The 11,621-nt window shown below is 54.8% G+C and carries 11 protein-coding genes and 1 tRNA gene; 7 read left to right on the forward strand and 5 right to left on the reverse strand.

Going from position 1 to position 11,621, the window contains the following annotated elements; genetic code table 11:
• Window positions 1-33 precede the first annotated feature (33 nt).
• Both PY793_RS12465 and galE read left to right on the forward strand, forming a co-directional pair.
• Window positions 34-110 (forward strand) — tRNA-Met (locus PY793_RS12465).
• A 162-nt stretch (window positions 111-272) separates the two neighbouring features.
• Window positions 273-1,283: a UDP-glucose 4-epimerase GalE gene (gene galE / locus PY793_RS12470; RefSeq protein ID WP_275178342.1), complete on the forward strand. Its 1,011-nt coding sequence runs from the start codon at window positions 273-275 to the stop codon at window positions 1,281-1,283.
• 373 nt (window positions 1,284-1,656) lie between these two features.
• On the opposite strand, the gene PY793_RS12475 is transcribed toward galE, so the two are convergent.
• Window positions 1,657-2,466, reverse strand: a complete 810-nt coding sequence (locus tag PY793_RS12475; protein ID WP_275178343.1) for a helix-turn-helix transcriptional regulator — start codon at window positions 2,464-2,466, stop codon at window positions 1,657-1,659.
• An 88-nt stretch (window positions 2,467-2,554) separates the two neighbouring features.
• Between PY793_RS12475 and PY793_RS12480 the strand changes: the two genes are divergently transcribed.
• The gene (locus tag PY793_RS12480; RefSeq protein WP_275178344.1) at window positions 2,555-3,346 is read left to right on the forward strand and encodes a class I SAM-dependent methyltransferase; all 792 of its coding nucleotides are present in this window, start codon (window positions 2,555-2,557) and stop codon (window positions 3,344-3,346) included.
• An 84-nt stretch (window positions 3,347-3,430) separates the two neighbouring features.
• On the opposite strand, the gene PY793_RS12485 is transcribed toward PY793_RS12480, so the two are convergent.
• On the reverse strand, window positions 3,431-4,657 hold the full coding sequence (locus PY793_RS12485) for an FAD-dependent monooxygenase (RefSeq protein ID WP_275178345.1): 1,227 nt from the start codon (window positions 4,655-4,657) through the stop codon (window positions 3,431-3,433).
• Window positions 4,658-4,746: 89 nt separating this feature from the next.
• On the opposite strand from PY793_RS12485, the gene PY793_RS12490 reads away from it, so the two are divergent.
• On the forward strand, window positions 4,747-5,340 hold the full coding sequence (locus PY793_RS12490; RefSeq protein ID WP_275178346.1) for a TetR/AcrR family transcriptional regulator: 594 nt from the start codon (window positions 4,747-4,749) through the stop codon (window positions 5,338-5,340).
• 38 nt (window positions 5,341-5,378) lie between these two features.
• Here PY793_RS12490 and PY793_RS12495 read toward each other — a convergent pair whose 3' ends face one another.
• Window positions 5,379-6,326 (reverse strand): AraC family transcriptional regulator, encoded by a 948-nt coding sequence (locus tag PY793_RS12495; protein ID WP_275178347.1) that lies wholly within the window; start codon window positions 6,324-6,326, stop codon window positions 5,379-5,381.
• Between the two features lie 109 nt (window positions 6,327-6,435).
• On the opposite strand from PY793_RS12495, the gene PY793_RS12500 reads away from it, so the two are divergent.
• On the forward strand, window positions 6,436-7,665 hold the full coding sequence (locus PY793_RS12500; protein WP_275178348.1) for an MFS transporter: 1,230 nt from the start codon (window positions 6,436-6,438) through the stop codon (window positions 7,663-7,665).
• 54 nt (window positions 7,666-7,719) lie between these two features.
• Here the strand turns inward: PY793_RS12500 and PY793_RS12505 are convergent, their stop codons facing one another.
• Window positions 7,720-9,084 (reverse strand): FAD-dependent monooxygenase, encoded by a 1,365-nt coding sequence (locus PY793_RS12505; RefSeq protein WP_275178349.1) that lies wholly within the window; start codon window positions 9,082-9,084, stop codon window positions 7,720-7,722.
• 22 nt (window positions 9,085-9,106) lie between these two features.
• On the opposite strand from PY793_RS12505, the gene PY793_RS12510 reads away from it, so the two are divergent.
• Entirely contained in the window at window positions 9,107-9,919 is an 813-nt protein-coding gene (locus PY793_RS12510) for an AraC family transcriptional regulator (RefSeq protein ID WP_275178350.1), read from the forward strand.
• A gap of 77 nt (window positions 9,920-9,996) precedes the next feature.
• Here the strand turns inward: PY793_RS12510 and PY793_RS12515 are convergent, their stop codons facing one another.
• On the reverse strand, window positions 9,997-11,109 hold the full coding sequence (locus tag PY793_RS12515) for an FAD-dependent oxidoreductase (RefSeq protein WP_275178351.1): 1,113 nt from the start codon (window positions 11,107-11,109) through the stop codon (window positions 9,997-9,999).
• Between the two features lie 56 nt (window positions 11,110-11,165).
• Between PY793_RS12515 and PY793_RS12520 the strand changes: the two genes are divergently transcribed.
• On the forward strand, window positions 11,166-11,615 hold the full coding sequence (locus PY793_RS12520) for a MarR family winged helix-turn-helix transcriptional regulator (RefSeq protein ID WP_275178352.1): 450 nt from the start codon (window positions 11,166-11,168) through the stop codon (window positions 11,613-11,615).
• Window positions 11,616-11,621 lie beyond the last annotated feature (6 nt).

The raw sequence follows: 11,621 nt of genomic DNA on the forward strand, positions 1-11,621 counted from the left end.
ATATAATCAACGCAAAATCATTACTCTCACCATCGCGGGGTGGAGCAGCCCGGTAGCTCGTCAGGCTCATAACCTGAAGGCCGTAGGTTCAAATCCTACCCCCGCAACCATCTGAATAAGTGATTGATATCACACAAAAAAACCCGCCCTCATAAGGCGGGTTTTTTTGTTGTCTGAAATGTAAATCAGTCTGGTTTATTCAAGAAGATTGGCTTGGGTGGCGATGCTGGGTATAATCTGAGCATCTGGTTCTTTAATGACGAAGTGAGCTCGTGGCACGTATTCTTCTGACTGGCGGCGCCGGATTTATTGGCTCCCATACTGCGGTGGCGCTTCAGGGCCGTGGGCACGATGTTGTGCTGCTGGATAATTTTTCCAACGCATCCCCTTCGGTTCTTACCCGGCTCAAAGAGATTACGGGGGTAGACTACCCCGTGCATGACGTGGACATCCGCGATATGGATGCCTTGCAACGGGTATTTGCCGCAGAGACCTATGATGCAGTCATTCATTTGGCTGCCCTCAAGGCCGTGGGGGAAAGTGAAGAAAACCCTCTGCACTATTTTGATGTGAATGTTGCAGGAACATTAAAGCTGCTCACCGCTATGCGGCATGCAGGTGTAGGCCGTATTGTTTTTTCGTCTTCTGCAACGGTTTATGGTGCACCAGAACACTGCCCCATAGCAGAAAGTGCTCCCCTGCGCGCCACCAATGTTTATGGGCGAACAAAGCTGATCATGGAGACTATGATCAGCGACCTCGTGCGCACCGGCATGCTGTCCTCCGCGTTTTTGCTGCGCTATTTCAACCCGGTTGGCGCGCATCCTTCGGGTCTGATCGGGGAGGACCCACGTGGCGCTCCCGCTAACCTGATGCCTTACCTGTGCCAGGTTGCCGCCAGACAGCGCGACCACCTGACCATTTTTGGCGATGATTACCCAACGCCGGATGGTACAGGCGTGCGCGATTACCTGCATGTGATGGATCTGGCGGAAGCCCATTGCGCCGCTGTGGAAAAAGTTCTTGGCGCTCAGGGCACCCGTGCTGTTAACCTTGGCACCGGCACAGGGTATTCCGTGCTTGAACTGGTCCGTGCGTTTGAAAACGCAACCGGGATCAACATTCCCTACCAGATTGGCCCCCGTCGCCCTGGCGATGTTCCTTCCTATTACGCCAATGCAGACTTGGCCAAGACCCTGTTCGGCTGGTCCGCCAAGCGTACCCTGCTCGATATGTGCCGGGATTCGTGGCACTGGCAATCCATGAGCGCAAAGATAAAATGAGGTAGAGCGCGTGTCTTTCCTTCATGCGCTGCCTGGGCCCTGAACTGCTGGGGCGGGTATTGAATGTTCAAACGGTCTGATCATTCCGTGGGCGTCTGATCCAGACAGGCGTGATTGGTGGTCTGTTCCCGTCCGCTCACTGAATTATATCGTCAGACGATGGCTTCGAAGGGCTGAATGCGCGGAGCTGCCGTTCAGGCTGGCTCTTCCGTATGGCCCGTTTAATCAGGTATGTGGAAAGGGAATAGGCGGCATGAGTGGTATTGGGATAACCTCCACAAACTTCAACAAAATATAGAATGATTTACAAAGGCCCTGTTTTCCAGATTTGTTGATCATGGCAGATAAAACCGGCTTGCCAGTCAGTCAACTTTTACATTTGCAAGTGCCGAAAGTGGACTGGGGGCATGCCCATCAGTTTTGCAAAAGCTTTTGCAAATGCACTAAGCGATGCATAACCGGCACAAGCGGCTACATCTGTCACGCGCTGCCCCTCTGCGAGCAGGTTTGCAGCGTGGAAGAGACGGGCCTGTGCAATCCAGTCCTGCCATGTCATTCCGGTTTCTTCCTGAAAATGGCGACGGAAGCTGCGTTCTGACATTCCGGCATGATGCAGCGCCAGAGGCAGGTTTGCCTGACCGGGGCTGGCAAGGGCTGCTTCCATGGCGCGCACTATAGACGGATGGGTTGCACGTGGGAGCGTGAAAAGCCTGTCTGGTTTCGCGTGCATCTGTTCCATGCAGAGCATGCCAAGGGTCTGGAAAAAACTCCGGGCAATGGGGGTATGCTCTACGGATCCGGGTTGCCAGCGCAGGGTGTGGAGCAACATCTCCTGCAACATTGCCGTTAGGGGGAATGTCTGGATATGGCCCGTGTGGTCCTGCGGAAAATATGCAGGATCAAAATAGATGGAAACTCCGTCCAGATTGCGGATCATGGTCCGATGGCGTGTTTTTGCCGGAATCCATATGGCATGAGCGGTCGGCAACAGATGATGGCCGTCCGGGCCTTCGATCTGTGTTGTGCCGCGTCTTGCGTATGTGATCTGATGGCATGGATGGGCGTGCCAGTTGTAGAAGATGGCGGAAGACGGATTGCGGAATGCAAAACCGGGTTTTCCCTGACCATCCAGTCTGTTCTCGACAAGGATACTTTGAGTTTCTCTGGCGGTCAGGTTTTTCATTGGCCGATGTCCGTTCATTTTTGGCCGGATAGCGTTAGACGGCCAACCCCCTTTTCCTTATCCTGAAATACCAAGGAAAGGAATACAGATGTCTGTTTCTCGCACACCTCATGATGCCCGGATTGTTGCGCAGTTTACACGCTGGGCGAAGCCATTTGCTGAGCTGGCTATTCACGCGGAAGCGGAAAGCATGGCGCAGACACTTGCCGCCTGCGCAGTGACCAGAGACATGAAGGTGCTCGATGTTGCCTGCGGTCCGGGAATTATCGCGTGTGAACTGGCGCGTACGGGTGCGCAGGTTACGGGTATCGATCTGACGCCCGCCATGATCGAGCAGGCACGGCTGCGTGCGGAGAGCATGAATGTGAGTGTGGCGTACCACATTGGCAATGCGCTGCATTTACCGTTTCAGGCGGGTAGCTTCGACCGGGTCGTGACACGATACAGCTTTCACCACATGCAGGAGCCCGGTCAAGTTCTGGCGGAAATGATACGTGTCTGTCGCCCCGGTGGCCGGATTATTGTGATTGATGCCACCCCGGCGCCGGAATGTCAGGAAGGATATGACAGGGCGGAAACACTCCGTGATCCCTCGCATACAAGTGCTCTGACATTGCCGCAGTTATTGTCATTAGGGGCCGAAGCGGGGCTGTCTCCTGTGGTGGTGCATCAATATCGTCTTGCCTCCCACCTGCAGGATCAGGTCGCTCCGGAGGACTGGAGTGCCTTGCAAGCTCTGTTTGCCGAGGACATCGCAGGCGGTCAGGACCGTTTGGGCATGGGAGCCTGGGAAGATGCAGACGGGATCCACTTCTATTTCCCTATCTCAATTGTGGCATGGAGTAAAAACATGGACGAAACCCCACACGCCTGCTCTTGAGAGGGGGGCTATCCGTCAACATGCCTGTCTGTTGGATAAAACCGGCAGACAGGCAGTTTTGCTACAGAACTGGCCAACCCGTTATCAGTCTTCTCGCGCGCCGACCTGATAATCCGGTAGACTGATCGCGGAATGAGCGGCGGAACGACTGTCATTGAAGAGTATTTCTGGACCGTTGCGCGCGATTTCGGCCAGGAGATGGTTACGCATGTCGATATCAGCCTGCGTGCATGGCAGGAAAAATGCTCCTCGCCCATCGGTCGCCAGTGCTTGATTTGCTTCGGCAAATGGCCGCACTTTGCGCTCATACGCCTCCAGCCCTGCCGACGTATTTTTGTGAAAAGCAAGTTCTCCAGCAAGAACATAGGCGCCGACAAGAGCCAGACTGGTTCCCTGCCCGGACCGGAAAGAAGGAGCAAAAGCCGCATCTCCCAGCACGACCACCGATCCTTTTGACCAATGAGGCATCCGGATTTGGCTGACACTATCGAAATAAAGGTCGTCAGCCGTTTCCATCGCCGCCAGCAGACGCGGAACCTCCCAGCGCATACCCGCGTAAGCCGAGTGTATTAAATTCCGTTGCGCACTGACATCACGCGGTGCTCCCTGATCTGTCATGAAGGTCAGAAACCCGAACATCCTCTGGCTATTCTGAACAGCAAACACCCCTGCCACACGCCCCGGTTCTGCATGGAAAATACCGCCATGTGAGAGACCGCGATCGTTTTGTAATGAAAAAATTGCAAAGTCGGACCCGAGATCACAACGGAACTGATCCTCCACCCCGAAGACAAGACGGCGCGTGCGTGAATGTAGTCCATCTGCTGCAACAACAATATCGTAACGTTCGCGGATGCCACTGGTGAAACGAATATTCACACCTGTGCCGTCGTCGTCGAGTGTCTCGATTGAATCATTGAACCGATATTGGACGCCCTCTTTCCGAGAGGCATCATACAGCAGTGTCGCCAGGGTTCCGCGTGGCAGTTCGATGTCGCGTTCATTGCTGCCAACCGCGTCATAAACAGGAACTGCGCCGATCTCGTGCCCGTCCCCATCCACAAATGTCATCAGGCGTGTGTTGATATGTGCCGCACGGATCTGCGGCAATAATCCCATCCGTTCGACAACATCGAGCGCTGTGCCGCGAACATCAATCGGGTAGCCTCCGGTGCGAATGGTAGCCGCACGCTCCACGACCGTGACGTTAAATCCATAGCGACCGAGCCAGAATGCCAGTGCTGGCCCGGCAATACTGGCCCCCGAAATCAGGACACGCCGGCTTTGGGTTGGAAACCTTCTTTCGCTCATGCTATCCCCCACGCATTAGATTCGTCACGCATCTTATATGTCGTCAACGCAAAGGCAATAAGATTCTTAATGTATCTTAAGGGGGTGTCATGCGTATCCGAGGGCGGGTCAGGCGGCGTGGAGCCGCGTTAGAGGACGCAATACTGGAAGCGGCCTGGGCTGAACTGTCAGAAAGTGGCTATGCCGGTCTTACGATGGAAAACGTGGCGCGCCGGGCGGGGACGAGCCGCCCGGTGCTCCACAGACGCTGGCCCAGCCGCACGGCATTGGCGACAGCCGTGCTGGCGCAACGGTTTGCCAACGATGCCCCCGTCATTCCCGATCTGGGAAATCTCCATGATGAACTCTGTCTTCTTCTTCGCCATATGTCCGATCGGGCTAACAGCGGAGACCTTCAGCTGTTTTTTGATATGCAAAAGGATCTGGTAACAGAGCGTTCGAGTTTTACGGAATTACGGAACCGCATTGTTGAGGGTAATCAGTATCGGGCTGTGCTGGCACGGGCGATCGAACGAGGAGAAATCGACGAAAGCAGGCTCACGCCCCGGATTGCCTCGCTCCCGCTGGACCTTGTGCGTCATGACCTGATGATGACGTTTAAACCCCTTACGGAGAACGCGATCCGCGAGATAGTCGAGGATATTTTTCTTCCACTGGTCGGTTCCCGATTGCGAAGTCCGTGATGACAATGCGATGGAAAGAACATATCGCGACAGAAAAATCATTTTGTCTGTTCCCGGCGGCTATGTCCGGGCGATGTTCCTGTGATCCGTTTATATGCGCGACTGAACGCCGCCTGTGATGCGTAGCCAAGGCGTTCGGCTACTCTTTCAATAGACATTCTGTCATAGGCCAGCCAGGTCCGGGCGATACGCATCCGTAGTTCCCCTGCGTAATGAAGCGGGGTGAGGCCAATTGTTTCCTGAAACCGCTTTGCAAACACCGATCGCGAGAGACCACTTTCCGCTGCCAGTTCTGCTACGGTCCAGTCATGTCCGGGTTGGCGGTGCAGAGCCAGAATGGCCCGCGATAGTCTTGGCTCTCGCAAAGCTGTCACGAATGCGGAACTGTTGCCACAACCACATTCGACCCAGCCCCGAACAATGACTGCCATGACGACATCCGCGAGACGGGCTAGAATACCGGCATCTCCCACGCGCCCGGCACAGGCTTCCTTCTCCATGGCTGTCAGGACCGGCATGAGTTCAACATAACGCTGGCTTGTTGCGTCAATCATCATGAGTTCTGGCATTAAAGGAACAAGCCCCTGAAGACCTCCAAGGTCGAATGCCATACACCCGCTAAAGAAAATCGTATGCGATGTATTGCTCAAACCAGCCTTCACCGCACTGACGGTTTCGCTAAGAGGCATGACATCGCAGTGATCGATATCCAGAACCACAGCTTTCGGGTCTGAAAAAATTGTATGGCCACTCCCCTGTGGAAGAAACACGGCGTTTCCCGCCGAGAGCGTCTGAACCGCACCGTCTTCAGTCAGGAGATGTGCTGTACCGACCGCCAGAAAATGAAAATAAGCACAGCCGGGTTTTGGCTTGAACGCAAACCCGAAAGAGGCCCCCGCATGGATACGACGGTATTGCATACCGCGCAGATGCATCCCGAGCAGCAGTTCATTCATGAGATCAGAAGATGGAACGATCTGGTCCAACGATTAGAAAAATCCGGAGTTATGATCAAAAAATACGGATTAACAATCATAGATCGTCCCAATTGTGCCGTCTAGTCTATTGAGCCACAGCACATCTGAGGACTTGTTCATGAATGATATATTGCGAGAGCCAGTGACCCCTGACACCAGCGGCATGGACAATAATGAACCCACATCCCCCGCATGGACGGCAGTTTTTTCCCTAACCATGGGAGTTTTCGGGCTGCTGACGGCCGAATATCTCCCCGCAAGTCTCCTGACCCCCATGGCAGCCGGGCTTGGCGTTTCAGAAGCTCTGGCTGGGCAGGCCGTTACTGTCACCGCCGTGGTCGCCATGTTCTCTGGCCTGCTGACCGCAAGCCTGACACGGCGGGTTGACCGCCGGATCGTGCTGCTTGCGTTCAGTCTGTTAATGATCGCCTCCAACCTGCTGGCGGCTTTATCCTCCAGTCTGGTCGTGCTTCTTGCCATGCGGGTTTTACTGGGCATCGCACTGGGGGGATTCTGGAGCATGGCGGCGGCAGTGGCGATGCGCCTTGTTCCTGCGGCCCTTCTTCCCCGCGCTCTGTCCATTATTTTTAGTGGTATTTCGGTCGCTACGGTCGTTGCGGTGCCGCTTGGCAGTTATCTGGGGGGGCTGTATGGCTGGCGCGCTGCGTTTTTCGCAGCGGCGGCACTTGGGGGGCTGACGCTGGTCTTCCAGTTTCTTACCCTTCCGCCGCTGGAACCCCGCAGTCCGGCCCGGCTCGGCACCATTCTGGATATCCTGCGCCGACCCGGTATTGGCGTAGGCATGTTATGCTGCACTCTGGTCCATACCGGTCAGTATGCCTTGTTTACTTACATCCGCCCGGTGCTGGAAAGCGTGATGGTCATTCATGTCAGTGCTCTGGCACTGGTGTTGTTAGCTTTTGGCGCAGCAAACTTTATTGGCACCCTTGTCGCCGGGTGGCTGCTTGAGCATAGCCTGCGTGTAACACTTGTCGTCATGCCTGTTCTGATCGGCATTGCCAGTTTGGGTCTGATCCTTCTGCCTATGGGGCTGACTGGGCAGGTATTGCTTGTCATTCTGTGGGGAATGGCCTTTGGAGGCGTGCCTGTGGCGTGGTCGAACTGGGTTGCGCATGCCGTGCCGGATCAGGCGGAAAGTGCTGGCGGCATGGTTGTGGTGTCCGTGCAGTCTGCCATTGCGGCGGGTGCTGCCGTGGGTGGTCTGATGTTCAGCCTTGACGGCGTGGTGGGCGTCTTCGGTGCCGCCAGCGCAATCCTTCTGCTCTCAGCTCTGCTGATCGCACTCCGAGTTCAGACAACCCCCGCCCTTCCAACTGACATCACATAAAAAACGGGCTTAAATGCACCAGAATCAGCCTCTCATTGAAATGAGAGGCATCTTTTATGTGTAATCGGGGAATATGAAATCTTTGACGATTTTTGTCTCGCGCTTTGCCGCTTCCCGTCTGAAGCATTTTTGGAGAAAATCACTGGCAAGAATTTTCTGGACCCCGTGTGTCAGCATAATCGCGGTTCGGCTCCGGGCATGGAGAAGACGAATAAAAACGGGGTTCATCCGGTTTTGCGATGACAGCACATAGGGGCGGACGAGACTTTCATAAGCGTCGAAAGCTGCGGCATACTGTGTGTTTCTCTTGATTTCACCAGCAAGCACATAAGCCCCCACCAGAGCCAAAGCCGTTCCTTCGCCCGTGAAGGCGGTCGGGCAGTAGGCGGCATCGCCCAACAGCACAAAGCGTCCTTTTGACCAGCGGGACATTTTGACCTGACTCATTGGTCCAAAATAGAAATCATGAACCGTCTCCAGTTCCGTGCTGATGCGGTCTGCAATTGTCCCTCTTCCCTTCAGGGCAGCACGCAGGATTTTTTTTGCATCTTCCTGATTTTCCCATTTAATATCAGGTTTTTTTTGTAGAAACGTCACAAGAACAGTCGTCTCTCTTTCGTTCCCCGGCCGCAGGGTTATGAAGGTTCCATCGGCACCGTTAAGCGTATGCGCCCATCCATCATCTTCCGGGCGTTTGCTGATTTTGAAAAACGACATATAGGCACCGAGATAACGAAAGCCGGTTTCGCCCGGCAGGATCATGTTTCTGGTCGCTGAACTGATCCCCTCCGCACAGATGACAAACTCAAAGTCCTCGACGCTGTCATCGTTGAATGTCACTGATATGCCATCGTTTTTTTCTTCAAGGTTTTTGATGAATGTTTCAAAACGATAGTCACATGTTCGGGCCGTGGCTTCGAATAGAATCTGCGCGAAATCACCACGCAGAATTTCAAAATCGTTTGTTAAAGTTGCAAATGCCCCTTTGGGGAACACCGCAACCGGTTTTCCTGCGGCATCGATGTATTTCTGCCCCTTTTCCATGGTGTTTTTGGCTTCTATGCGCGCGGCAAGCCCCATCATCCTGATGACCTGTTGCCCCGCTCCCTTGATATCCACATTCTGGCCGCCATCACGCAGGGTGCGCGCCTTCTCGGCAATAACGACCTCGTAGCCATATTGGTGCAGCCAGTAAGCACATACGGGGCCAGCAATACCTGCGCCACATATAAGGATTTTCTTTTGAGCCTTCACGGTGTCTCCCTCCATCATCATGCTGCCATGGGGCACAGGAACCGCACATAAGGCTCGGGCCTTCTCCTGATGGCGGTCTGTGATCGCTCTTAAAATTATCAGGCTGTTTCGTCTGGCGTCATTACGAACTTCTGCCAGTTTATTATTCAATCTTGCCACGCGCATGATTCATCGCAACAATAGCGCCATGCCGATATTGACCGACCAATCGAAACAGGAAGACTGGGTCGAACCTGACGAAATTCCGCGCCGGATCGTGGCTTACGGATATGCGTTCGAGCATCTGGCCAGGATGGATATTGCATTTCACAGCCACGTTAAAAGCCAGATCATAATGGTTCAAAGCGGCGCACTCAGCTGCGAAGTGGAGGGCGGTCTTTGGATTATCCCGCCACGCAGCGCCATCTGGATACCGGGTGGGGCACGTCACACCATTTATGCGAGTGGAGCACTCAAAGGATATTGCGCCTTTATTGATCCGGCTGCCGGACCCGCCTTTTTGCATACATGCAGGGCAATCGCCATAACACCATTGCTACGCGAACTCCTCATACGGGCTGCTGCCCTGCCACTGTTTTACAAAACGACTGATGCGGTCGTCCGTATGCAGGACGTCATGCTTGACGAGCTTGCCGTAGCGACTGTCGAGAATCTTCACCTTCCCATGCCCGGTGATATCCGGCTTCGGAAAATTGTTGACCGGATGATGGAAGCCCCCTCCGAACAGGCTGCGATGCATGTCTGGGCCAGTCGGGCCGGGTTGAGCACGCGCACTCTGTCCCGCCTGATCCTCAGGGAGACGGGCATGAGTTTCAGCCGCTGGCGTCAGCAACTCTGCGTCATGCTTGCAGTGAAATGGCTTGCGGCTGGCATGACGATCCAACAGGTCGCCGACGATCTGGGTTACGAAAGCGTCCCGAGTTTTGTCACCATGTTTCGCAACGTGCTCGGTGCACCACCCGGGCAATATATGGCCCAAAGATATTCTAAAACTGACTGAGCCAAACGACACTGACGAAAAAACAGGATGATGGGCGTTTTTCCTGAACGCACGACAGGCCAACGCCCCACGCACTTTTACGCATGCACACGCGCACGATAGTGTTCAAGAACAGGCGCCACTCCCATAGATGAGAAAACACTCTTTACGCCCTGTGCAGCCCCTTCAGCCGCCACCGCGGCGCGCTCGCACAGGGTGCGCTCATACCGGCGAACTCCGGACCAGTCATCAGCCGAAATCAGGGCCTCTGCCAGTTCTACGGCGTCAGCGAGCGCAAGATTGACCCCTTCGCCCGAGAACGGAGACATAAGATGGGCGGCATCACCCAGCAAGGTCAAACCCTCCCGGCTTTTCCATGCATGCCCCACGGGCAAGGCGTAAAGCGGCCTTACACCCATAAATTCTCCCGTTTCAATCACGTCCTGCAAATCTGGCGCCCATCGGGCAAAAACATCTCGTAATGTTTGCCGCATCTTTTCGCCGGACCAGTTTCCCCACTCTGTGGCCAAATTTTCCGCCACCCTGACGCCAGCATACCCCCGGATATGGCCATATCCGTTTTTTTGCGTAATCAGCGCACGGTTATCGCCAACCGCAAGCATTTTGCCATGACCGGTCAGTTTACTGATGCGGGGATGACGGTTCACATCAAAACCCAGTTCAACCAGCGTCACACCTTCATAAAACGGCACCGCCTCACTCAGCAGAGGTCTCACACAGGACCACGCACCATCGGCACCTACGACAACATCAAACTGTTCGGACCATCCCTCACCATACACCGCGAAGCCGCTCTTTTCAGGAGCAATTCGGGTTATTCGCTGCCCCCAGCGCACAGTGCCGGGCATGAGGGAGTTCAGCAGGATCTGACGCAGCGCGGATCGATCGATTTCAGGCCGGTCGTCCGTAGGGTCATGACGATCAAACAGGAGCACGCCCCCGGCATTGTAAAGGCGATCTCCCTGATCTTCCGGTCGGGCGGCTGTAAGAAATGCCTCTCGCAAACCGGCCCGCTCCATCGCGTACTGACCGGTCGCACCATGCAGATCAAGAGAGCCCCCCTGAGGGCGCTCCTCTGCATGCTGGTCCCGCTCCAGCACGACAGGATATTTGCCGTGGCGTTGCAGCAGGCGGGCAAGCATCAAACCGCCCGGTCCACCCCCTATAATTGCAATCCGCTGTGTTGCCATATCCGTGCGCTCCATTTACATAGGAACCTATATATATAAACATAGGAGCCTATGCAATGGATAATTCTGACGACTGGAACCCACTTCGTCACCCTGGCCATTATTTCAACCGGATTGCGCGCGGACTGACCCGGATAGGCGACATACGGCTACGGCACCTGGGATTTGCGACAGCGCAACTTCCGGTTCTGACAGCCCTTAAGGACGGAGCAGAATTATCGCAAAAGGAACTGGCAAAATGGGCCAGGGTGGAACAGCCCACCATGGCTCAGATGCTGTCACGCATGGAGCGCGACGGGCTGGTGCAACGTGTGCCAGACCCCGAGGACAAACGCTCAAGTCTGATCTCACTGACGGACGCGACACTGGCAAAACTTCCGGCAGGACGCGCAATCCTGCGTCAGGGTAATTCTGAAATGACGAAGGGCCTGACTGGGGATGAAATAGAGACGCTCGTCTCCCTCCTCAGGCGTGTGCTTGAAAATGTTGAGTCCATGGAATCGTGAGAAAAA

Source organism: Acetobacter fabarum (genome assembly GCF_029069195.1).
Taxonomy (GTDB): domain Bacteria; phylum Pseudomonadota; class Alphaproteobacteria; order Acetobacterales; family Acetobacteraceae; genus Acetobacter; species Acetobacter fabarum_A.